This window comes from Vibrio sp. 2-Bac 85 (assembly GCF_037546705.1).
Lineage (GTDB): Bacteria > Pseudomonadota > Gammaproteobacteria > Enterobacterales > Psychromonadaceae > Psychromonas.
Window position 1 is genome coordinate 1 of the sequence record NZ_JALAAB010000029.1, and the last position, 23,263, is coordinate 23,263.

A 23,263-nucleotide genomic window follows, 5' to 3' on the forward strand; every position below is an offset into this window, starting at 1 on the left:
ATAATTTGTTAACTATGCTTAGTCAGTAACCAACACTGATGGATTTTATCATTACCTTTAAAATCTTCAGGGATGGATGCTTTACTAATATCTTTAACATAAAAACCAAGTGCTTTGATCGCTTCAAGGTCAAGTTTAAACCCGCGTTTGTTATTCGAGAAAATAATCTCCCCGTTTGGATTAACACGCTCACTCGCTGAGGTTAATAACGCAACATGGTCATCTTGAACATCAAACACATCATTCATACGTTTAGAGTTTGAGAAGGTAGGTGGATCAATAAAAATAAGGTCATACATTTCATGTGCATGTTGTAACCATTTAATACAATCCTGTTGAATAAATTCATGCTTACCTTGAATGCCATTTTCAGTAAAATTCTCTTGGCCCCAATTTAGGTAAGTGTTAGACATATCAACACTGGTTGTTGATTTAGCGCCACCTAATGCAGCATGAACAGAAGCGGTTGCGGTGTAACAAAATAGATTTAAGAAGTCTTTGCCCTTGGCCATATTACCAATACGTAAACGTGTTGGACGGTGATCCAAAAACAGACCAGTATCTAAATAATCTTGTAAATTTACAATCAGTTTTGCAGGCCCTTCTTGCACCACTAAACGTTGTTTTTTACTATCTAGTTTTTCATATTGTTGGCGTCCTTTTTGACGCTCACGCACTTTTATGATTAATTGGTCATCGGTTAAATCTAATAAATAACGCGTAGTTGAAACGATATCTAAGAAACGACGACGTACTTTCTGTGCATCAATTTCTTTAGGAGCGCGGTATTCTTGAATAATTAAATATTCGTTATAACGGTCAATTGCTACGTTATATTCAGGTAAATCTGCGTCGTATAAACGGTAACATTGAATATCTTCGCGTTTAGCCCATTTGTCTAAACGTTTCATATTTTTTAATAAACGGTTAGCAAAGTCTTCCGCATAGATAGCAGGCTTAATTTGCTTAACTGCTTTAAATACAATTTCAGATTCAGATTCTTCAGCCATCGGGAATTCTTGAGTTGGTGTGATCGTTCCCCAAGGATTATCATCCGTTGATTCTTTATAAACAACTTCAGCAGCTTTTGCTTGCTTCCCTTGTTTAGGTTGTTTAACTGGTTTAGCCGCTTCTTCAACAATAGCCGCGCCTTCAACAACACGTTTAGGAGAGATTCGGTAATTTTTAAGCACACATTCAATCGGTCCATTAAAGAACTTATAGCTTCTTGCTGCGCGCATTCCTAAACAGCTCAGTAGTTCAGTATCCATTGCAAACATGCTCAGATTCCAACCAGCAAAAGCTTCTTTAAAATGATGACCTAACTCTGTATACAAACTAATGGTGTCACTAAACCCGCCTAAACGTTCACCGTATGGTGGATTTGAAATGACTAATCCGGTGCTTAACTCTTCCGGTGGTAATACTTTTTTAGCATCTTGAACGCTGAATTCAATTAACTCTGCAACCCCAGCACGTTGTGCATTTTGGCGTGCGATGCTAATCATATCTTTACTTAAATCAGAGGCATAAAAACGTGTAGTGCAATCTTTAACAGCACGTTTAGCATAAACCTGAGCCGTCGTTTTTAATGTTTTCCACGTTTCAGCATCGTGTTTTTTCCAATGCTCAAAACCAAATGTTTCACGTAAAGAACCCGGCGCAATATTCAACGACATCATTGCAGCTTCAATAATAAGCGTACCTGAACCACACATTGGATCTAATAACGCTTCGCCTTCCCAGCCACTGCGTTTAACAATACCCGCCGCCAAGGTTTCACGTAATGGAGCTTCACCAGCGATAGTACGGTAACCACGCAGATGCAATGGAGAGCCAGAAAGGTCAATATAGATAGAGGCTTTATCTTTGTATAAACGACCATTGAAACGAATATCGGCATCGCGTTTTTCAACATTAGGACGTTCATCGAATTTTTTACGAAAACGATCCACAATCGCATCTTTAATTTTTAATGCGCCAAACTGTGTATTACGAATTTCGTCATTACTACCAGAGAAATCAATTGAGAATGTTTTATCTACATCAAAATGTGATTCCCAAGGAATGTTGCTACACCCAAGGTATAAATCCATTGGGTCGATCACTTTGAATTCACTTAATTTAAGTAAAACACGAGATGCAAAACGAGACCATAAACACACTTGGTAACCTTGCTCTAATGAACCGTCAAAGCTAACACCACCAGCAATTTGCTTAGTATTTTCAATACCAAGTTCTTTAAGTTCTACTTCTAATAAAGGCGCAAGCCCTTTCGCGGTGGGGATAAAATAACTGAACATAGACGCTCTCATGCAATTGTTGAATAAAAAAATAGGGCATATTATACCTTGCAAACTGTATTATCCCTATGGAATTTTACGCCTTTATGGTGTGTGACTAAAAATAAAAAACGCCTCAAAATAGAAGCGTTTTTTAATGGTTATTGAGTGCGGAAATGAACTTATTTATTCAATAAGTATTTGATACGTGTTTTTAATATATCCGTTGCGATACGATTTTTTCCACCACGTGGAATAATGATATCGGCGTGTTGCTTTGATGGTTCAATAAATTGTAAAAACATCGGTCTTACTGTTTTTTTGTATTGTGACATCACTGAATCTAATGTTCTTCCACGCTCCATAATGTCGCGTGTTAAACGGCGCATTAAACAAATATCTAATGGTGTATCGATAAAAATACTAGCATCAATTTGGTTGCGTAATGTTGAATCTGTTAGTAATAAAATACCTTCAATGATAATAATTTTTTTAGGAGATAAGTTAATCACTTCATCGGTACGGGTATGTTCGGTGTAACTATAAACGGGAATTTCAACAGATTGGTTATTTTGCAGTAATTTTATATGCTGGCTTAATAACTGATGGTCAAAGGCTTTTGGGTGATCGTAATTAGTTTGTACACGTTCTTCCATTGGCATGTGAGATTGATCTTTATAATATGCATCTTCAGAAATGATGCCTATTTGATCGGTGCCTAATTCTTGGCGAAGCTCATTACAAATAGTATGTGCAATTAAACTTTTTCCTGAGGCTGAAGCCCCTGCAATTGCGATAACGACACAGTGATTTTTATTCAAAATTGACCTTCATAAAATTAATTAAATGTTAGAGATATAAAATAGTATAGCGTTGTAATAGCAACCTACAATAATGCCCTTAACTTATTTTAATAATGGCTTAAAACAGGTTAAGGGCAAAATATAAATTCTATTAACGCTAGGTTTGTAAATGTTTACTGTTTACTAGCAAAACGATTAATAAAATAAGCAATGATTGAACCACAGACTAACCCACCTATATTGGCCACCATATCCAACCATTCACCATATCGATTAACATAAGGCTGTATTAACTCAATGCTTCCACTTAACAGTACATATAAAATAAAAACAACCACCCAATTATTCGGCTTTTTTAACATTAATGGCAAAACCAAAGCACTGTATGCAATAAAATGATGGGTTTTATCACTACCCGGTACGCCCGGTAAACTGGGTAAAGGAGATAATGATAGTGAAGCTATTATCGCGACTAACAATAACGATAGTGCTATCCAATATTTTCTTATTAACTGTAATAGGTAGTTCATAAAATAGTATGGGCCTTGTTGCTCAAATCTAAGTTAATGTATTAAGTCATTGTCTCAGCTAATTCACTTAGCAGCTTATGCTGATGCTCTGTTAATTCCGTTGGCGTTGGGATCACAACGGTGTAAATTAAATCACCAATATGGTCACTATTCATGGATTTAACACCGCGTCCTTTAATTCTGAATTTACGTCCCATTTGCGTTCCAGCAGGTATTTTCAGATTAATATGCCCACTAAAGGTTGAAGCCTTAGCGGTTCCACCTACAGCTGCAACCGGAAATGAAGTGATTAAATCACAGTAAAGATCATCGCCTTTTCGAGTGAAAAAATCATGTGCTAATAACACCACTTCAACAAATAAATCACCGCGTCCAGCACCTAATGTTCCAGGGTTACCTTTACCAGGTACACGAACTCGTTGTTTATCATTAATACCCGCCGGCATAGTGACTAATAAAGGTTCAGTTGTATTTGGTAAACGCACCTCTTTAATACAACCTTCAACCGACTCTTCTAAGGTCATGTCGATTTGTAAAATAATGTCTGAACCTTTCTGTGGCTGAGGTTGGTAACGTTCTTGACGCTGCTGGCGTTGTCCGAACATATCCCCAAACATATCATTGAATTCACCACCTTGCCCGAATCCGCCCTGCCCAAAACCGCCTCGCCCTTGTGCTTGGCCATTTTCAAAAGCGCTATGTCCAAAATCATCGTACTGCTGACGTTTTTCTGGATCATTTAATATTTCATAGGCCGCTTTAACTTCACGGAATTTTTCTTGCGCAACTGGGTTATCTGGATTTCTATCAGGATGATATTTCATCGCTAATTTTTTATAGGCTTTTTTAATCTCTTTCTCAGATGTGGTTTTACCGACACCTAATACTTCATAACAATCACGTTTCGACATTTTTCTCTCAATAATTCCATTGTAGTTACTATAATGCGGCGATATTGTGCACTAGTTTATTAGCTCACTGCTTAAGAAGCGATAGCCATGATATAAAATAATGGCGATTTTTTTATTGCACAACAAAGCGCGCGAATTATAGCGTAACTAATTTGAAATCACATAAAAATTGCTAAAGGAAAAAACAAAACAGTAGCAAATAATGTTATATCAATTATTTTAAATAAACGTTCTAAATTTTGTACAGAAAAAATGACGTAACTTAAGGCGTAAGTTTCGTAAATGGTTATTTTATTTACAAAACTTATAACGAAGAGATAAGTTGTTTTAGCAAGCAAAATAGATCCGTTAATTAGTGCGCCTGGTTTTAAGGTATGAAGGTTTTAACTAAAAACTTATTTTCTAAATGATAGCGATATTATTATGCGAATCTAGGAGAATACAAACTGAATCTTTTAACGAAAAACGAGCATAGTTTAAAAAGCATGTAATCAAAGGGGAGGCTTTATTTTTTCAAAAATAGTGAGGGGTTTCCATTAAAACTGACAATGCATTGTCGACAAATGCAGCTTTTATTTTTTAATGCTTCAGGCAATAAGTTTAATAGTTCCTGTGGTACGGGTAAATCATTACACCAACAGCCTTGCTTAGCTGCAACATCGCATCCATTAGTTTGTAAGCAAAGAGGACAAGCGGCTTGATTTGTTTGTTCTGTCATTTAAATGGTCTATTTATTTAAGAAGCTGTGATTGCAAAAGTAAAATACAAAGCCCAATGAAAAGCAAAACCACAACAACTATTTGTGCTCACTTCAATTCACTTAAAGAAAGGGCTTTTTATATTAACTGATATTAATCAACACTACATGCGTCGTGCTGACAATTTTCATCATGCTGATGATCGTCTTCACTATGTGCATTTGAGTATGAAGCTAATACTTCACTGCTAGGACTGTAATCGTCATCATTACCTGCAATATAACGTAGGTGTTCCCAAGTTAGCATATAAGCAAAAAACAAACGATGTTGGCGTTTTATTTTAATGCTTTTTGAGGCAAATAGTTGGCTACCAGCATAACCTTGTAAAGATTCAATAATGTTAACGTAACGTAACCAAGGCAATGTATTGTGCTTGCTTGGGTTAAAGTTAACTTGATTAAACGCGGTTAATGCATTCCAAAAATATTTATTGGTATCAGCATTATGTGTTTTTCTAGCTTCTTCAATTAACGAAAAAAAGCTTCTGTCGGTTGATTGTTCAACACCAAGATAATCTTTTAATTGTGTTATTAAATGTAATTCTGCTTGATAAAAAAACGCAGCCAATGAAACTGGTTGTTGTGTTTTAAATTGAGCAACAAAACTTTCAAAATTTGTATCCACAGGTTTCTCCCTGTCATTTTTAGTAGAACATGACCCACTCATTTCATCATAGCTGTATTATGATGACCTAAACTTGTTTGTTAATACCAACTCCGCTACCTCAAGCTTCAGAGAGAACAGAGCATGGCAGTAACGGGTATAAATATTAACCTAATTTATTTTGCAAATAACCAAATGCGGTTAACATCGCTTGCTCTTGGAACTTCTTAAGTCCTAATTCAACCGCTGTAGGTGTATTTTGTGCTTGCTTAAGGCCTTTTTTGATATAGTCAGATGAGATAACTTGTACCTCTACATCACGCATTAATTGCAATGCACCTTCAATTTTGAAGCTTAAAGTATGACCTGCAAACTTACCTTTTAACGCACGTTCACGAATGATCACTTTATCAATTTGGTAATCTTTCATTAACTGTGCAAAATCAAACTGAAACTTTTTTAACGGTTCAGTATTAATAGGGTCATTTAATGTTAGTTTTGTTGTACGCACAGGCGGCACGTCATAAAGACCGTTTTTAAACTGCATAATCGCAATAACGGCTTCGTTACCTGTTAATTCAACACCACATACTCTCATTGTCTTTCCTCTTATCTTTCAATCATTATTCATCTGCTAATAGTATATTAGCCAAAAAACAAAAGCCCTAATCAAAGATTAAGGCTTTTGTAATAACTCGCTGAACATTAAATGAATAGTCAATGAACATGCATCTCATATTCGTGTCGCAAATTATTTTTTATTTTTATGTAAAGCGCGAGTATACACTTTAACTAGTTAGCATGCATACGTAAATTTATCATACGAATAGTTGCGCCAATACCGGCAAGTACTTGGTTAGCGTTCACGCCGCGTGTAGTAAATTGCTCATCGCCATCGGCCCAAGTAACGGTACACTCAGTGAATGCACTGGTTTTACCACCAGGAGGAATACGTAATTCAAAATCCACCAGCTCAGGGAACACAAAGGCGCTGTTATCTAAGACTTTAGTCATTGCACTAATAAAGGCATCAAAACCACCATTACCACTACCACTGCTTTTATAGATTTTATCTTTAACACGTACTCTAATACTTACCGTTGACTCTAAATCTAGTCCAGAATTTATTGAGCAGTTTAACAACTCAACGTAGTTGTAATCGTTACGCTCTAATAAATCTGCAATAATAAAGGGTAAATCATCAGCAGTAATAGACGCTTTTTGATCACCTAAACGCACGACTCGTTTTAATAGTTTTTTCTGTTGATCCGCATCCAGTTCAATATCCATTGCTTCTAAGTTTTTTGCTAATGAGGCTTTGCCACTCATTTTACCTAGTGCATAACTACGTGAACGCGCAAAACGTTCCGGTGTCAGCGCTGAAATATATAAACCACCTTTACGGTCGCCATCGGCATGAATACCACTGGTTTGAGTAAATACATCTGCCCCGACAATAGGCGTATTATCGGCAATGCGCTTACCTGAAAAATTTTCGACTAATTTACTTAGGTTGTGAATTTCCGATTCATCAATATTTACTTTTTTACCTAATTTATCTTTCAACACCACAGCAACTTCAGTTAACGATGCATTTCCAGCACGTTCACCTAAACAGTTCATCGTACAATGGATAGAAGAAACCCCTGCTTTAACCGCGTACATAGCATTCGCCGTAGCCAAGCCGTAATCGTTATGTGGATGGAAATCAAATTGCAATTTAGGGAAACGAGTCACCATATCACTTAAGCTGGCAAATACTTCATCGGGAGACATTACTCCTAAAGTATCAGGTAACATAAAATGATCAATACCGGTATCGGCTAGTTGAGTGACCATTTCATAGACATATTGAGGGCTATCTTGGTAACCATTTGACCAATCTTCTAAATAAATATTAACTTTTAGACCTTGCTCAAGTGCATAACTTATTGTTTGTTTAACATCTGCAACATGTTCATCTAAGGATTTTTTTAATTGCTCAGTACAATGTTTCAAACTGCCTTTAGCTAACAAATTAAGTACTTTGCCACCAGTATCTTTGATCCAATCAACACTTAAGGTGTGATCCACAAATCCTAATACTTCAATGCGCTCCACTAACCCTTCTTTTGCAGCCCAAGTGTTCAACTTGCTTACCGCTTCTTTTTCTCCTTCAGAAACACGTGCTGATGCAACTTCGATACGATCAATTTTAAGCTTCTGTAATAGTGCTTTCGCTAGGCTAACTTTTTCTGCAGGAGAAAACGAAACCGCTTGCGTTTGTTCTCCATCGCGTAATGTTGTATCCATCAACTGTACAGTGACATTATCTTGAGTCATTGTTTACTCCACTTGAGATCTTAAGAAAAAACTTATTGCAGTCAGTACATTCAGTCTTCACTGCAATAAGTTTTCGATAAAAAAGGCGCAACCAGTGCGCCTTTGATTCTGTTTTTAAACTATTTTTCAATAGCTTAAATTTTACTGATTAAGCGCTAGGCCATAACCATGGAAGACGTTTTTTCTGTGCATTTTCGTACGCAGAAATTTGTTCTTCATGCTTCAATGTCCAAGCAATGTCATCAAGACCATCAAGTAATGATTCTTTACGGAATGCATCAACTTCAAAAGAGATTGATAAACCACCTGGTGTTGTTACTTTTTGTGCTTCTAGATCAACTGTGAATTCAACACCTTCATTAGCAGAAATTTCAGCCATTAAAGCAGCAAGTTGCTCATCAGTTACGATAATCGGTAAAATACTATTTTTAAAACAGTTGCTATAAAAAATATCAGCAAAGCTAGTTGATATAACAGTATTAAATCCATAGTCAGCGATTGCCCAAGGCGCATGCTCACGAGATGAACCACAACCAAAGTTTTCACCAGCAACTAGTATTTTAGCGCCTTGGAAAGCTGGTTTGTTTAATTCAAACTCTGGGTTTGGTGTAATGTTATCCGCAAGGTAACGCCAGTTATGGAATAAGTTAATACCAAAACCTGTACGCTCCACTTTTTTCATGAAGTTTTTTGGGATGATTTGATCCGTATCGACGTTACTACGATCCATTAACGCTGCGATACTTGTATGTTTAATATATGGTTGCATTATCTAGCCCCTATTTCCAATCTCGAATGTCTACAAAGTGACCTGCAACTGATGCTGCAGCAGCCATTGCTGGTGATACAAGGTGAGTACGTCCACCTTTACCTTGACGTCCTTCGAAATTACGGTTTGAAGTAGATGCACTACGTTGTCCATCTTCAAGTTCATCACCGTTCATAGCTAGACACATTGAACAACCTGGATCACGCCATTCCCAACCGGCATCTAAAAAGATCTTATCAAGACCTTCTTTTTCTGCCTGTACTTTAACAGGGAAAGAACCCGGTACTGCAAACGCTTGTACACCAGCAGCTACTTTTTTACCTTTCAGTAATTCAGCAGCAGCACGGAAATCTTCAATACGACCATTAGTACAAGAACCAATAAATACCACATCGATATGGATATCAGTAATTTTTTGACCTGCATCTAATGCCATGTATTTAAGCGCATTAGCACAAGCTTGTGATTTAACTTCATTAGTGAAATCAGATGGAGAAGGAACGACACCCGTTACAGAAATAACTTGCTCAGGTGATGTACCCCAAGATACTTGTGGAGCAATATCTTCAGCTTTTAATTCAATAACCGCATCAAACTCTGCGCCTTGATCGGATACCAATGATTTCCAGTATTCAACAGCTACAGGCCAATCTTCGCCTTTAGGTGCGAACTCTTTGCCTTCAAGGTAATCAAATGTTACTTGGTCAGGTGCAACAAGACCAGCACGAGCACCCGCTTCAATCGCCATATTACATAGCGTCATTCGCCCTTCCATTGTTAGGTCGGTGATGGTATTACCTGCGAATTCCATTACGTAACCTGTACCGCCAGCCGTACCCGTTTTAGCAATGATAGCTAATGCGATATCTTTTGCTGTTGAGAAAGCAGGTAATTTACCTTCTACTTTCACTAGCATTGTTTTTGCTTTTTTCTGTTGTAATGTTTGTGTTGCCATTACATGCTCAACTTCACTCGTACCGATACCAAACGCTAACGCGCCAAATGCACCGTGTGTTGCTGTATGGCTATCACCACAACATACAACCATACCAGGATGAACGAAACCATGCTCAGGCACAACGATGTGAATAACACCGTTTTGCTTACTGTCCATGCCGTAAAGATTAATATCATTTTCTTCACAGTTAGCAGTCATCGTTTCAACTTGTTTTTTTGCAATAACATCAACAATATTAAAACGGTCTTTAGTTGGTACACAGTGATCGATTGTACCTAGAATACTATGTACGTTACGTACTTTACGGTTTTGCAGACGAAGGCCTTCAAACGCTTGTGGACTTGTTACTTCATGCATTAGATGTCTGTCAACAAACAAAAGCGGAGAGCCTGCTTCTGGTTCATGAACTAAGTTCGCATCCCAGATTTTTTCATACATTGTTCTAGTCATTGTTTCCCTTACCACACTATTACTTAAAATCTTTTTCCGGCCTAAACATATTTGGATAATGCGAATGATTATCAATAAGCAGATCGCGGCGCATTTGTAAAGCATCATTCTAATTGATCAAGGTCAATCCTACAATATAGTGACATAACTTTATCTGCAGCAATTAAATATTTATGCACTAATTAACACATTTTATGCATAAAAATAGAGGCGAGTGAAAATCATATAATCAATATTTCAATAGAAAAAAGATAACAAACTCCGTAATATAGCGGCATATTAACTCTCTATTAGGCTTATCGTTGATGCAATTTGATATCATCACTACACCAATACAATTATCTGAGTATGTTGCCACATTAGATAACTCACCTATTTCTTTAGACACTGAATTCGTCCGCACCCGTACTTTTTATGCCAACTTAGGTCTATTGCAAGTATCACAAAATGAAAAGATTGTATTAATCGATCCTATCGCGATCGGAGATATCAGTGCATTTTGGCAGGCGATAGATAATAAAGCCTGTATTTTACATGCCAGTAGTGAAGATTTAGAAATCATCAGGCAACAAAAGGGTGACTTAAATATTAAGTTGTTTGATACACAGGTAGCCTGCGCATTTTTGAACCACGGCGCGTCCTTGGGTTATGCCAAAATGGTTGAATTAATAGATGGTGCTGTATTAGATAAAGGTGAGTCTCGTACCGATTGGTGTGCACGACCGTTAACCCAAAACCAGCAACATTATGCCGCCGCTGATGTGTTATATCTCGAGCCGAGTTTAGTTGTTTTACAGGCGCAACTTGCAGAAAAGAAAATGACCGATTTTTTTGAACAAGAATGCCAAATGATTTTAGATCAAAAGATGAAACCAATTGACCCCGATAAAGTTTATAAATCATTAGATAATCTGTTTAAGTTAGATAGACACAGCTTAGCCATCATTAAAGCGTTAGCTAAATGGCGATTACAAACTGCACAGGCGCGTAATCTAGCGCTTAACTTTGTAGTGAAAGCAGAACATTTATGGTTATTAGCTTATTATCAGCCAGCTTCAGTCAACGATTTAAAACGCTTAAACTTATTACCTAATGAAATTCGTATTCACGGGCAAAATATTTTATCCGTTATCGCAGAAGTGTCCGCACAAGATCCTGAAACCTATCCGCCCCTTATTTCTCGTTTAATTGATTTTCCTGAATACAAAAAAACCTTAAAAGAGATGCGCGATAAAATTAAAGCCTGCGCAGAAAAACATGAGCTGCCAGTTGAATTAATTGCGTCTAAACGTGTCATTAATGAGTATTTAAGTTGGTCTTGGAAATTAAATGATCAACAGCGTTTAACAGCACCCAAACCAAAACTGTTAAGCGGATGGCGTTTTGAGCTGATCGGGCATCAATTTAACTATTAATTGAACTATTAATTTAACTGCTAACAGTGACAGATTATAAGAATGGCTGGTTTTCATTCGCTACAGTTCGATTCATAAAGAAGACAAGCGAATTTAAAAACCGCCTAATTGATCTAGGCGGTTAGCCACAGTCTTATACTAATTTCTTTATGCATTTGATGCATACCGATTAATGCGTAACAATTAATACGTAACTAGGTTGATAAATGATAATAAAAACAACATCGCCCACCGATAAACCAACATGGCTAGAAAGCAGCAAAATTTATCTACAAAAGCGAGTTGCTATTTTATTTTTTCTTGGCTTTTCTGCAGGCCTTCCCATCTTATTAGTTTTTTCAACTTTGTCCTTTTGGTTACGAGAAGCCGGAGTAAGTCGCGCTAGTATTGGCTTTTTTAGTTGGATAGCCTTGGCTTACGCGTTTAAATGGATCTGGTCACCGTTTGTGGACCGTTTATCTATTCCAATGTTAACCGCTTGGCTTGGACGACGACGTTCATGGTTATTACTCTCTCAACTAGCCATTACCGCTGCAATTATTGGCATGGCAATGAGCGATCCTCAGCAAAATCTCACCTTATTTGCTATTTGTGCTTTAGTCGTTGCTTACAGTTCAGCGACGCAGGATATCGTCATTGACGCTTTTCGTATCGAATCTGCACCAGAAAAGTTTCAAGCCGCTATGGCAGCTGCCTACATGACAGGATATCGACTAGCAATGATCATGGCTGGAGCAGGTTCTTTAGCTATTGCAGCATTAGTCAGCGACTCACAGGCTTACCAATTATCGGCATGGTCAACATCATACTTTGTAATGGCGGCTTGTATGAGCGTAGGGATTATTACTACATTTATTGCCCAAGAACCTGAATATAAAAGTACTTTACAGCCACATACAAAAGTACATTTAACCCCTATCGCACGTTTTAGGGCATGGTTAGAAATCGCAATAGTCGCGCCTTTTTCAGACTTTTTTAAACGCTATGGCAAGCATGCTTTATTAATATTATTGCTGATAGGTAGCTATCGTATTTCTGATATTGTAATGGGCATTATGGCTAACCCTTTTTATGTTGATATGGGCTATAGCAAAGGGGAAGTAGCAGCCATTTCTAAGGTATTTGGGGTAATAATGACTCTGCTTGGCGCAGGATTAGGCGGCATATTATTAACACGTTATAGCACCTATACGATCCTATTTTTGGGCGCATTTTTAGTTGTTGTAACTAATTTTATCTTTGCCATTTTAGCTTTTGTAGGAAAAGATTTAACGTTATTAACGCTGATCATCTCCATGGACAATATTAGTGCAGGCATCGCGACCACAGCCTTTATCACTTATATTTCTAAACTAACAAATATTGAATTCTCTGCTACTCAATACGCATTATTTAGTTCAATGATGTTGTTATTCCCGAAATTTATTGCCGGTTTTTCTGGGGTCTATGTAGATAGCTTTGGTTATGTTAACTTCTTTGTCGGCTCCGCCTTAATAGGCATTCCGGTGCTTGGTTTGATTATGCTGTTAAAAAAAATCATCGAAGAATAAGCCAATCAATTAACTTATAACCAACGTAGCTATAAAAAATTGTACTTATTATGCGAATCTAGGACTTATAACCGACGTAACTATAACCAACGTGATGATGACAAATCTAACGTTAGATATTATGTACAGTTAATGATGATTTGAAATATTCAAATAAGTATCATAACGCCGTTTTATTTCACGTACATAAGTTACGGGCTCTTGACCTCGAACATAGCCGTAACGTGCTTTGGCTGCATACTTAGGTTGCGATAATAATAGCATGGCTTTTTCAACATGATTAAACCAGACATCGTCTTGCCAACCTTTTTGCCTTGCCAAGCGAATAGCGTCTCGAACATGCCCAGCTCCTGCATTATAGGAAGCTAACGTAAACCAAGTTAGCTCTGACTTAGGGATTTCGTCTGCTTGCATTCGCTCTCTTACCCAGTCCATATAACGAATACCAGCTTCAATACCCTGCTCGGGATCATGCATATCTTGGATCCCCAATTGCTCAGCAGTGCGAGGCATTACTTGGAATAACCCTTGCGCTCCCGATAAGGATTTTGCATTGGGATCAAAACGGCTTTCTTGATGCATTTGCGCAACTAACAAACGCCAGTCAAACCCATACTCCTTGGCATGTTTTTTTACTAGGTCATCAAAAGGAGACATAACACCAGACTCTATTTCAGCCACATAACCTTTATATTGCTGATCTAAGCGTTTTTTATTTTTAAAGTATTTATTATAAATTACATTATAAAACAGACCTTTATAATGTTTTTTGATGAAAATATTGACCTCTTTTAATAACGTTTCATTACCCGCTTTAATTCCCCAACTTTGTGCCTTAGGTTCTCCTAAGGCCATAAAGGATTGAATATCATCACGAAAGGTTAACTCTAAATCAACAATATGACTGTCGGCGATAGTCATGTCATACTTTTTATCTGCCACCGCTTCAATAATTGATTCCGTTTCCATATTCTCAGGTACGGCAATCAATTTAACACCGGGTACTGTTTTTTGCAGTTGCAGTGCAGTACTCCAGTAAGCACTAGAAGAACGTGTATAAATCTTATGCCCTTTGAGATCTTGAGTTGTTTCTATCCCTGTTACACCGGATTGCCCAACCACCAACTCGGAAGCATAATGGTAAGGACGAGAAAATCCGATCCCCTTTGCCCTTCTTGCCTCGGTTGGTGTTAAAAAGCCTAATGCAATATCTGCTTTATCTTCAATTAAGTAATCTAGCAATGCTACATTATCTGGAGCAACTATAATTTCGTAACGTAATTTATTTTCTTTAGCAAAGCGCTTTGCCAATTCATAATGAAATCCTAACAACTCCCCTCGCCAGATATAATAAGATGAAAGATTATTCCTTAATACAAAGCGAACTCTGCCCTTAGCTTGTATCGTTTGCCACTGCGTGAGATTAGATTTTTTGATAGATGATGAAGGTGCAACCTTAGCGTCTGAAGTGTCATTATCTGTGGTTGCATTCGATGAAGCAGTCGTTGTTTTTAGCAACTCAGTTGCTAGCTGCTGCGACTGAATGAAAGCATTCAATTGTGTTAATAAGTTTTTATTTTCAATATTAACAGCCCATGCAATATCACGCTTGCCACTTGCTTGAATACTTTTTTTAATATCGTCCCGATAGGCTAAAGCAGAGGCGATTAGATTTTCATCTTGTATTGCAAGATCATATTCGCCACTGGCAAGTCGATCATATAAAAGCTCAGTGCTAATACTATTGTCAATATAACGAATACGCATCTTAGGGTATATTTTTTGTAATCCTAGCGCGGTGGTTTGGTAGCTTTTCCCTTTTTGAATGACCACTTCACGCCCATTTAATGCACTCCCTTTTTTCAGTGGAGGTGATTGCTTGCCCAAAATGAAGTACTCATTACTTTGAATTAAAGCATCACTAAAATTAACGCGTTTTTTACGTGCCGTGGTAATGGTTAAATTCGCTGCAATCACATCCCCTTCACCTGCGATTAACTTACTAAATAACTGGTCAAACTTGGTCACTTTAACTTGTTTAAACTGAAGGTTTTGCTGTGTTGAGAATTGCTGCAGGTATTGTAATTCGAGGTCTTGAGGATGGCCATTGCGTGGCAAATAAGTCTCACCACCAACCCATGTTAACACGGTCAAAGTAGGTTTTTCGTTAGAAAAATAATACTTTAAAAGAAAAAGGCTCGCTATCAATATCAACACCAAGCACACAATTTTTGGTAGTGAAAATAAAGTAGTACGTTTATTTTTACCCTGACTCATAGGCTAGTGTTCCTTCAATGACTACAAAAATCCATTTATCTGCACAACAAATTTAGCGCATTAAGTTTATTCACAATGTTCGAGCCTAACCTCCTATGATTTCAACATTTAAATGTTAATAAAATACAATACTCTGACTTTGAGTGATTTACCTTCAATAAGACAAAACCAACGAGATAGTTGGTCGCTATTTCTATTTATGTCGCACTGATTATTTTGATCTAAATAGAATCCAAATTATTGTAGATGCTGCGTCCGAGTATAAGATTTACTATTTTATGGTAGATACCGACACTCAGTGATCTATAACATATCTTAGAGCAAAATTTAGAGCGGCCCATCCATTAATGCACCTACAACTAATGGATGGCAACCCTTTTTAGAGTTTACTGATTTTTTCAGCTCTTATTTTTCGGTAACTATCTCATTACTTTCAGCAGCCTGACCTTGCATAATGGTAATTTCAACGCGACGATTACGACGTTGCTCTGTAACGGTATTACCCAAAGTAAGCGGTTTACTATTTGCGTACCCAACCACCTGCATTTTTTTATCTTGAATGCCGTCAACTTTAAGCATTTCTTGTGCAACAGAAACAGCTCGTTGCGCAGATAAGTCCCAATTAGATCGATATAATTCCGACTGTATTGGTTCATTGTCCGTATGACCTGAAATAGTCAACACACCGGGTACATCCACTAATATTTTAGCCACTTTTGCTATCACAGGCCTAAAGCGAGGCTGTAAAAATGCAGAACCAGCAGGAAAAGATCCTTTTTCTCTTACTCGTATAATTAACTGTTGCCCTAAAGACTCAATTTCTATTGCGCCATCAACAATTTCTTCTTTTAAGCTTTCTGCTACTTTTTTAGCTAAACCTTGTTGTGCAGCGACTTCAGGAGCAGGCACATCACTATCCGCTTGCTGTGATGCTTTAGTTGATGCAGCATCACCCTCATCATCGCCCTGCGCTCCTACTGAGGTATCCTTCTGTTCCTTAGAAACCTCTTCATTAGTATCTTCATTAACTTCAACTGCGGTCTCTTGCAAAGGAACATTGGCATCCCCCCCCGCTCGACTACTTTCACCCTCTTCAAAATCTAGATCTGCTTTAGTAATTTCAGTGGTATTTTGCATAATCACTTCAATCGGTGTGGGATCGGGTTTACCAGGTCTAAATTCCTGTGCTATCACCGACGTTCCTTTAGGAATATCTTTTACCTCAATGCTATTTTGGACACCGAAAGCAAACTCCATTGAACCCGCTATTTGTTTAAACTTTAAAACATCCATCTCGGAAAATGATAAAAGTAAAACAAAGAAGCACATAAGTAATGACATCAAATCGGCAAAGGTGCCCATCCATGCAGGCAATCCCTCCGGGGGACATTTACACTCTTCTTCCATTACTCTGCTCCTTCACCAGCAGCACCGCTACCTCGTTTAGATTCAGGTAAATAGTTACGCAACATGCCTTCAATAACACGTGGATTTTGACCGTCTTGAATACCTAAGACACCATCTAGAATAAGGCTACGGTTCAATTTTTCTTCCGCGGCTCTTAGTTTTAATTTATCTGAAATAGGTAATGCGACCATGTTTGCCACTACCGCACCATACAAAGTAGTTAATAGTGCAACCGCCATCGCAGGGCCAATGGATTTAGGGTCATCCATGTTAGAGAGCATGGCAACCAGTCCCACCAATGTACCAATCATGCCCATCGCAGGGGCAACATCACCAAAGTTTTTGAATATATCAGCGCCAACTTCATGACGCTCTGCGGTTAATCGAATATCATTTTGCAGTGTACTACGGACCACATCAGCATCATGACCATCCACCAGCATATCAACGCCTTTTTGCATAAACGGATTGCTAATTTGGGCTTCTTCTAATGCCAAAAACCCACCTTTGCGCGCTGCATCAGCCATCTCAACTACTTTTACAATTAATTCTTCTGCAGGATCTATTTTGAACATGAAGGCTTTCATGGCAACTTTAATGGCACCAAAGAATTGCCCCATATTATATTTCATCATTACAACAAAAGCGGTACCGCCAAAAACAATCAAAATAGAGGTCATATCAATAAACATATCAATGGTACCGCCCATTAACATGGCCATGATAACAAAGCCGAAGGCGCCTATAATTCCAACTAGAGTTGCTAAATCCACAGATTAATCCTTTTTAATTTTAATAGTTAAACATTACTAAGATGATAGTATAGCCATTTCTGGTTAGTTTGCAGTCAAAGATACTTTATTTAAAACAACATTTTACACAAGCCAGTAAACAGCCAACAACTTCACTATTTAGAAATTATTTTTAGCCCTTAGTTTGACATCCTTAACAGTCACGGTAATCTTGCACAAAATACTCAAAAGAGATCTCCCATGGCCCTAAAAAAACCTGAAAATATGCAATATGAAGAAGCAATTATTGAGCTTGAACAAATAGTACAGCATCTAGAGCAAGGTGATTTGCCTCTGGAAGATGCATTAAAACAATTCGAACGAGGCATTTCTCTCGCCCGTAGTAATAGCCAAAAATTACAACATGCACAACAACAAGTTAGTATTTTAATGCAAAATGATGCACAAGCACCTTTGCAAAAATTTGAAGAATAACTTTTACCTTTATCCCGAAGACTAAGCAGCTTACATGACACAATTAATTTCTACCATGCAGCAACATCAAGCACGTGTAAACGATCAGCTTGAACAATATATCAATCATCCCGCTTCTTATTCAAAAACATTAAATGAGGCGATGGCTTATGGTGCCTTATTAGGAGGAAAGCGTGTTAGACCTTTTTTAGTGTATGCCGTAGGACAAATGCTCGGTAGTAAATTAGATACACTTGACCCGATTGCAGCATCAATTGAATGTATTCATGCCTACTCCTTAATCCATGATGATTTACCAGCAATGGATGATGATGCACTGCGTCGCGGTAATGCAACCTGCCATATCAAATATGATGAAGCAACGGCAATCTTAGCAGGCGATGCATTACAAACATTAGCTTTTGAAATTTTATCTAATGAAATACCCACGTTACCGGCTAAATCGCAGTTAAAAATGCTTAATATTTTAGCCAAGGCTGCTGGCGAAAAAGGTATGTGTGCAGGGCAAGTGTTAGATATTGCCGCAGAAAATACAGCGATCTCATTAATTGATTTAGAAATGATTCATAATGCCAAAACAGGCGCATTAATTATCGCGGCAGTGCAGATGGGAGCGTTAAGTAAAACAGATATCGATGACGCTGAATTTTTGCTATTAACAAAATTTGCCACCGCAATTGGTTTAGCGTTTCAAGTGCAGGATGATATTTTAGATATCATCAGCGATACTGAAACCCTAGGTAAACCGCAGGGCTCTGATCAACAATTACATAAATCAACGTACCCTGCTTTGCTTGGTTTGCAAGGTGCACAACAAAAAGCTCAAGACTTATATCAAGAAGCGCTTCATGCTTTATCACAATTGCCTTATAATACGCAGTTACTCGAGTTGTTTTCTCATTACATCATCAAACGCGATAAATAAATATGCCATTGGATTTAAAAAATTACCCGTTGCTCGCTAACATTAATTACCCAGAAGACCTGCGTTTATTAAAAAAACAGCAGCTCCCTGCATTTTGCGAAGAGCTACGTCGTTTTTTGTTAACCAGTGTTAGTCAAACCAGTGGCCACCTCGCTTCAGGGTTAGGTGTAGTAGAGCTTACTGTTGCTTTACATTATGTTTATCACACACCTTTTGATCATCTAGTTTGGGATGTTGGACATCAAGCCTATCCGCATAAAATTTTAACCGGCCGCCGCGACCAAATGGATAGCATACGACAGTTTAAAGGCTTACATCCTTTCCCTTGGCGTGAAGAAAGTGAATACGATGTACTGAGTGTCGGTCATTCTTCGACATCAATTGGCGCTGCCCTAGGGTTAGCTATTGCCGCGGGGAAAGAACAAAAAAATCGTAAAGTAGTTGCAGTGATTGGTGATGGCGCTATTACTGCGGGCATGGCTTTTGAGGCATTAAACCACGCAGGTGCATTACACAACGATATGTTAGTAGTGCTTAATGACAATGAAATGTCTATTTCAGAAAATGTTGGTGCGTTAAATAATCATTTGGCAAAAATATTATCCGGTGATTTATATACTCAGCTACGAGAAGGGGGCAAAAAAGTACTGTCCACTGTGCCTCCAATTAAAGAACTAGCAAGAAAAACCGAAGAACATTTAAAAGGCATGGTTTCTCCTGCGACTATTTTTGAAGAATTTGGCTTCAATTATATTGGTCCAATGGATGGTCATAATGTGATCGACCTAGTGGACACATTACGTAATATGCGATCTCATGCAGGACCGCAATTTTTACACGTAATGACTAAAAAAGGTAAAGGTTATAAACAAGCAGAGTTAGACCCTATTACTTACCATGCTGTGCCAAAATTCACCCCCGATGAAGCTTTGCCAGTGCCTAAACCCTGCGCACCTACCTTTTCTAAAATATTTGGCCAGTGGTTAAATGACATGGCCGATCAAGACGAAAAACTAACAGCTATTACCCCAGCAATGCGTGAAGGTTCTGGAATGGTTGAGTTTTCTAAACGTCACCCAGACAAATACTACGATGTTGCTATTGCTGAGCAGCATGCCGTTACCTTAGCCGCCGGTATGGCTATTGCTGATTTAAACCCAATTGTTGCTATCTATTCCAGCTTTCTACAACGTGCCTATGATCAAGTGATACATGATGTTGCTATTCAAAATCTTGGCGTGTTATTTGCCATTGATAGAGCGGGTATTGTTGGCGCCGATGGTCCAACACATCAAGGCGCTTATGACCTAAGTTTTTTACGTTGTGTACCTAATATGACAGTGATGACCCCTTCCGATGAACAGGAATGTCGTAACATGTTATATACAGGACATTTACTTAATACTCCTGCGGCAGTACGTTATCCAAGAGGCAGTGGAACAGGTATTGAAGTTGATAGCAGTATGACAATCCTAGAAATAGGCAAAGCCAAGGTGATTGCTGAAGGTCAAAAAACGGCTATCTTATGTTTTGGCACCTTTTTACAAGCAGCTATTCCCGTCGCAGAGGAATTAAACGCAACAATAATTGATATGCGTTTTGTTAAACCTTTAGACCAATCATTATTAATCAAGCTTGCACAAACACATTCGCAAATAGTCACTATTGAAGAAAATAGTATTTTGGGTGGGGCAGGCTCTGCAGTGAGTGAATTTTTAATGTCACAACAATATACGGGTAAGATTTTACATTTAGGATTACCTGACTCATTTGTTGAACAAGGTACGCAAGCGGAAATTTATCATATGTTGCAACTAGACAGTGAAGGCATTGCAGCACAAATTGATGCCTTTTTTAACTAGATGTATCGGTTTTAACTCGCTATATAAGGTTCATTTTAAGGGTTTGTAGCTTTTAATTTATGGCGATTACACCTCATAAACTGCTTAAGTTTCTTATATACGAACAACAGACTTTAAAGTTTGTTGTTCGATTAACCATCCTGATTTAATAACCTACTATTTTTGTTAACTTTAAACAGAGACCAGTAGGGAATACCATTACTTGAAAAAATATCTTGCAGGTTAAACTGATTGTTTTGAGCCCAAATTTTATCTTGGTAAAATAGAGGGAAAATCCAGTTATCTTGTTGCAACTTTTGAAAGTAGTTAGCTTGAGATTTAAAATTTCCATCTATCTTTTTTTGTTTAAATTTATCTTCCAGATAACCAGTTAAAAAACTATTTTTAAATAAGTCCTCATAAATATTATCTTTACTCATCAAATTGGTTTGCCAACTAGAGATAGTAAAATCATAATAAAGGTTCGTATTATCCCAAACGTTCTGAGAGCTTACCTCTTGTACCACCAGATTAACGCCAATTTTATCTAGCATATGTGTTAATGCATCGGCAACCTTTCTTGTATTTCCCACATAATCCAACATGACTAACAAAGACATCTGCTTAGGCAAAGGTTGTACCTGTAATATTTGCTTTGCTTTTTCTAAATTATACTCAGGCATTGACAGCGTATTTTTATCTTCTTTTTGTACCAAACTATTATCAGTAAATGCCATTACAGAAGGCTGAATTTGACCATTATCTTTCAGAATATATTTCAGCATACCCGGTTGATTAATCGCCATATGGATAGCCTCACGTACTTTTTTATCGCTTAATACAGGTGACAATTGATCATTAATCGCAAGAAAGATGGCATTGGATGAAGGAACTTGTACTAATCGTGTAGAGGTGTTTTCAGCAAGGTCATCCATAAACTTATTAGGAATTGCATAACTGACTTGTACATCATTTGCTAAGAGTGCAAACAAACGCGATTGTGGTTTATTAACACGCATAAAACGAAAGAATTTGGTAGGTAACGCTCCTTCCCAATAGTTATTGTTTGCAATCACTAACACCCCTAGCACAGGATTATATTTTTGTACTAAATACGGGCCAGTACCAGACATAGTCAATTGGGTAATAGGCGGTAAAATGATTGACGGAGGGGTATCTAATAATCTTTTATTACTTTGATAAAAAGCTGAATCTAGCACAAATAAATTAGTTAAATCATCCAGCAACTGAATTTCGCTCAGTCCAGAGCGAATATCGAAGCTATTGCTGTCATTGGACGTTATAGTATCTATTTTATTAAAAAAACGTAACTTCGCATTATTTTTTGCCTGCTCAAAAGACCAAATAACATCTTTTGCTGTCAATATATTACCAGAATGGAAATGGACATTTTTACGTAAATAAAAACGAATTGTTTTGTTATTAATTCTTTTCCAATTTTTAACTAAGCGAGCTTCCAACTGTTGCTGCTGATCCCAACGAAACAGTGGATCAAATAATAGATGCTTAAATTGTTCTTCGATTAATTTTTGGTCCGCAAAGGGATTAAATGAGGTTGGTATTTTATCAACGGCAACGGTAATCGCTTGAGGATTAAATACATTTGGATTTTGTGCGAAACAACCAACAGCGTAAAATATTGAAGTAATAAAAAACCAACGTAAACGCATATTTACCTCTTACATTGCTTATAAAGAATAGAATTGGATGAGCAAGAATAAACCTATCGCAGCAAAGATACCAGCCACAATATCGTCGATCATGATCCCGAAACCACCCTCTACTTTTTTATCTAACCAACTAATTGGAAAAGGTTTTAATACATCAAAAAAACGAAATAATAGAAAACCGATGCACACCCAAACAAAAGGAATCGCCATGCCATTTTTAATCTCTGGGTAAACCAATAAAAGCGGCAGCATGGTGATCCAATAACCTACAAACTCATCCCAGACAATCGCTTTATGATCATGCACACCCATTGCTTCGCTGGTAACGTGACAAAACCAAAACCCAGCAAAACTGGTGATCACTAATACCGCTAGGTAATATTCAATACTCAGCATGGCTAATAAATAAAATAGTGGAACCGCTGCTAAAGTACCAAATGTTCCAGGTGCTTTAGGCGCTAAACCGCTACCAAAACCAACGGCAGCAAGGTGTATCGGATTTGAAAGCTTTAAACCTTTCAAATCATCTCGAGTTAACATGTATG

The 23,263-nt window shown here is 37.7% G+C and carries 20 protein-coding genes; 5 read left to right on the forward strand and 15 right to left on the reverse strand.

Translation table 11 applies throughout. The annotated features are described in order from the left end of the window. Positions 1 to 8 precede the first annotated feature (8 nt). The 10 genes from rlmKL to leuC form a co-directional block, all read right to left on the reverse strand. On the reverse strand, positions 9 to 2,303 hold the full coding sequence (rlmKL, locus tag MT390_RS19090; RefSeq protein WP_499442771.1) for a bifunctional 23S rRNA (guanine(2069)-N(7))-methyltransferase RlmK/23S rRNA (guanine(2445)-N(2))-methyltransferase RlmL: 2,295 nt from the start codon (positions 2,301 to 2,303) through the stop codon (positions 9 to 11). Positions 2,304 to 2,464: 161 nt separating this feature from the next. Then, entirely contained in the window at positions 2,465 to 3,106 is a 642-nt protein-coding gene (gene udk, locus MT390_RS19095) for a uridine kinase (protein WP_499442792.1), read from the reverse strand. Positions 3,107 to 3,258: 152 nt separating this feature from the next. Next, the gene (locus MT390_RS19100; protein WP_499442772.1) at positions 3,259 to 3,615 is read right to left on the reverse strand and encodes a VanZ family protein; all 357 of its coding nucleotides are present in this window, start codon (positions 3,613 to 3,615) and stop codon (positions 3,259 to 3,261) included. Positions 3,616 to 3,656: 41 nt separating this feature from the next. Then, positions 3,657 to 4,526 carry a DnaJ C-terminal domain-containing protein gene (locus MT390_RS19105; RefSeq protein ID WP_166371845.1) on the reverse strand — a complete coding sequence of 290 codons (870 nt, stop codon included), beginning with the start codon at positions 4,524 to 4,526 and terminating at the stop codon, positions 3,657 to 3,659. A 505-nt stretch (positions 4,527 to 5,031) separates the two neighbouring features. Then, a complete protein-coding gene (locus tag MT390_RS19110) occupies positions 5,032 to 5,244 on the reverse strand; it encodes a cysteine-rich CWC family protein (protein ID WP_499442774.1) in 213 nt (70 codons plus the stop codon). 133 nt (positions 5,245 to 5,377) lie between these two features. Continuing rightward, on the reverse strand, positions 5,378 to 5,908 hold the full coding sequence (locus MT390_RS19115; RefSeq protein WP_499442776.1) for a hypothetical protein: 531 nt from the start codon (positions 5,906 to 5,908) through the stop codon (positions 5,378 to 5,380). Between the two features lie 145 nt (positions 5,909 to 6,053). Continuing rightward, positions 6,054 to 6,485, reverse strand: coding sequence for a DUF3010 family protein (locus MT390_RS19120; RefSeq protein ID WP_028869829.1), 432 nt, complete (start codon positions 6,483 to 6,485; stop codon positions 6,054 to 6,056). Between the two features lie 194 nt (positions 6,486 to 6,679). Then, on the reverse strand, positions 6,680 to 8,209 hold the full coding sequence (locus MT390_RS19125; protein WP_499442777.1) for a hydroxymethylglutaryl-CoA lyase-like TIM-barrel protein: 1,530 nt from the start codon (positions 8,207 to 8,209) through the stop codon (positions 6,680 to 6,682). 148 nt (positions 8,210 to 8,357) lie between these two features. After that, positions 8,358 to 8,978: a 3-isopropylmalate dehydratase small subunit gene (gene leuD, locus MT390_RS19130; protein WP_166371849.1), complete on the reverse strand. Its 621-nt coding sequence runs from the start codon at positions 8,976 to 8,978 to the stop codon at positions 8,358 to 8,360. A gap of 10 nt (positions 8,979 to 8,988) precedes the next feature. Continuing rightward, a complete protein-coding gene (gene leuC / locus MT390_RS19135) occupies positions 8,989 to 10,386 on the reverse strand; it encodes a 3-isopropylmalate dehydratase large subunit (RefSeq protein ID WP_037072059.1) in 1,398 nt (465 codons plus the stop codon). A gap of 305 nt (positions 10,387 to 10,691) precedes the next feature. On the opposite strand from leuC, the gene rnd reads away from it, so the two are divergent. Both rnd and MT390_RS19145 read left to right on the forward strand, forming a co-directional pair. Then, positions 10,692 to 11,801: a ribonuclease D gene (gene rnd, locus MT390_RS19140; protein ID WP_499442779.1), complete on the forward strand. Its 1,110-nt coding sequence runs from the start codon at positions 10,692 to 10,694 to the stop codon at positions 11,799 to 11,801. Positions 11,802 to 12,007: 206 nt separating this feature from the next. Next, the gene (locus MT390_RS19145) at positions 12,008 to 13,351 is read left to right on the forward strand and encodes an AmpG family muropeptide MFS transporter (RefSeq protein WP_499442780.1); all 1,344 of its coding nucleotides are present in this window, start codon (positions 12,008 to 12,010) and stop codon (positions 13,349 to 13,351) included. Between the two features lie 129 nt (positions 13,352 to 13,480). Here MT390_RS19145 and MT390_RS19150 read toward each other — a convergent pair whose 3' ends face one another. The 3 genes from MT390_RS19150 to pomA all read right to left on the reverse strand — a co-directional run bounded on the left by MT390_RS19150 (position 13,481) and on the right by pomA (position 17,808). After that, positions 13,481 to 15,628 (reverse strand): MltF family protein, encoded by a 2,148-nt coding sequence (locus tag MT390_RS19150; protein WP_499442782.1) that lies wholly within the window; start codon positions 15,626 to 15,628, stop codon positions 13,481 to 13,483. Between the two features lie 405 nt (positions 15,629 to 16,033). Continuing rightward, positions 16,034 to 17,035 carry a flagellar motor protein MotB gene (locus tag MT390_RS19155; RefSeq protein WP_166371853.1) on the reverse strand — a complete coding sequence of 334 codons (1,002 nt, stop codon included), beginning with the start codon at positions 17,033 to 17,035 and terminating at the stop codon, positions 16,034 to 16,036. Next, on the reverse strand, positions 17,035 to 17,808 hold the full coding sequence (gene pomA, locus MT390_RS19160; protein ID WP_166371854.1) for a flagellar motor protein PomA: 774 nt from the start codon (positions 17,806 to 17,808) through the stop codon (positions 17,035 to 17,037). Before pomA ends, MT390_RS19155 begins: the two co-directional genes overlap by 1 nt. 219 nt (positions 17,809 to 18,027) lie before the next feature. Between pomA and xseB the strand changes: the two genes are divergently transcribed. From xseB to dxs, 3 genes are read left to right on the forward strand one after another with little or no spacing between them, the layout of a single operon-like run. Beyond that, positions 18,028 to 18,261, forward strand: a complete 234-nt coding sequence (gene xseB / locus MT390_RS19165) for an exodeoxyribonuclease VII small subunit (protein WP_299659110.1) — start codon at positions 18,028 to 18,030, stop codon at positions 18,259 to 18,261. 34 nt (positions 18,262 to 18,295) lie between these two features. Further along, complete coding sequence (ispA, locus tag MT390_RS19170) at positions 18,296 to 19,186, forward strand: (2E,6E)-farnesyl diphosphate synthase (protein ID WP_499442784.1); 891 nt, start codon at positions 18,296 to 18,298, stop codon at positions 19,184 to 19,186. Positions 19,187 to 19,188: 2 nt separating this feature from the next. After that, a complete protein-coding gene (gene dxs, locus MT390_RS19175; protein WP_166371857.1) occupies positions 19,189 to 21,048 on the forward strand; it encodes a 1-deoxy-D-xylulose-5-phosphate synthase in 1,860 nt (619 codons plus the stop codon). Positions 21,049 to 21,179: 131 nt separating this feature from the next. Here dxs and MT390_RS19180 read toward each other — a convergent pair whose 3' ends face one another. Both MT390_RS19180 and MT390_RS19185 read right to left on the reverse strand, forming a co-directional pair. Continuing rightward, positions 21,180 to 22,718 carry an ABC transporter substrate-binding protein gene (locus MT390_RS19180; RefSeq protein ID WP_499442785.1) on the reverse strand — a complete coding sequence of 513 codons (1,539 nt, stop codon included), beginning with the start codon at positions 22,716 to 22,718 and terminating at the stop codon, positions 21,180 to 21,182. Between the two features lie 18 nt (positions 22,719 to 22,736). After that, entirely contained in the window at positions 22,737 to 23,258 is a 522-nt protein-coding gene (locus tag MT390_RS19185) for a phosphatidylglycerophosphatase A family protein (protein ID WP_499442786.1), read from the reverse strand. Positions 23,259 to 23,263 lie beyond the last annotated feature (5 nt).

Excerpts from the sequence above, each read along its gene's own strand:
- MT390_RS19180 (WP_499442785.1), bottom strand. The coding sequence starts at position 22,718 with ATGCGTTTACGTTGGTTTTTTATTACTTCAATATTTTACGCTGTTGGT.
- dxs (WP_166371857.1), top strand. The coding sequence starts at position 19,189 with ATGCCATTGGATTTAAAAAATTACCCGTTGCTCGCTAACATTAATTAC.
- xseB (WP_299659110.1), top strand. The coding sequence starts at position 18,028 with ATGGCCCTAAAAAAACCTGAAAATATGCAATATGAAGAAGCAATTATT.
- MT390_RS19145 (WP_499442780.1), top strand. The coding sequence starts at position 12,008 with ATGATAATAAAAACAACATCGCCCACCGATAAACCAACATGGCTAGAA.
- MT390_RS19110 (WP_499442774.1), bottom strand. The coding sequence starts at position 5,244 with ATGACAGAACAAACAAATCAAGCCGCTTGTCCTCTTTGCTTACAAACT.
- leuD (WP_166371849.1), bottom strand. The coding sequence starts at position 8,978 with ATGCAACCATATATTAAACATACAAGTATCGCAGCGTTAATGGATCGT.
- MT390_RS19120 (WP_028869829.1), bottom strand. The coding sequence starts at position 6,485 with ATGAGAGTATGTGGTGTTGAATTAACAGGTAACGAAGCCGTTATTGCG.
- MT390_RS19100 (WP_499442772.1), bottom strand. The coding sequence starts at position 3,615 with ATGAACTACCTATTACAGTTAATAAGAAAATATTGGATAGCACTATCG.
- rnd (WP_499442779.1), top strand. The coding sequence starts at position 10,692 with ATGCAATTTGATATCATCACTACACCAATACAATTATCTGAGTATGTT.
- MT390_RS19150 (WP_499442782.1), bottom strand. The coding sequence starts at position 15,628 with ATGAGTCAGGGTAAAAATAAACGTACTACTTTATTTTCACTACCAAAA.
- MT390_RS19185 (WP_499442786.1), bottom strand. The coding sequence starts at position 23,258 with ATGTTAACTCGAGATGATTTGAAAGGTTTAAAGCTTTCAAATCCGATA.
- leuC (WP_037072059.1), bottom strand. The coding sequence starts at position 10,386 with ATGACTAGAACAATGTATGAAAAAATCTGGGATGCGAACTTAGTTCAT.
- MT390_RS19155 (WP_166371853.1), bottom strand. The coding sequence starts at position 17,035 with ATGGAAGAAGAGTGTAAATGTCCCCCGGAGGGATTGCCTGCATGGATG.
- MT390_RS19105 (WP_166371845.1), bottom strand. The coding sequence starts at position 4,526 with ATGTCGAAACGTGATTGTTATGAAGTATTAGGTGTCGGTAAAACCACA.
- ispA (WP_499442784.1), top strand. The coding sequence starts at position 18,296 with ATGACACAATTAATTTCTACCATGCAGCAACATCAAGCACGTGTAAAC.
- rlmKL (WP_499442771.1), bottom strand. The coding sequence starts at position 2,303 with ATGTTCAGTTATTTTATCCCCACCGCGAAAGGGCTTGCGCCTTTATTA.
- MT390_RS19125 (WP_499442777.1), bottom strand. The coding sequence starts at position 8,209 with ATGACTCAAGATAATGTCACTGTACAGTTGATGGATACAACATTACGC.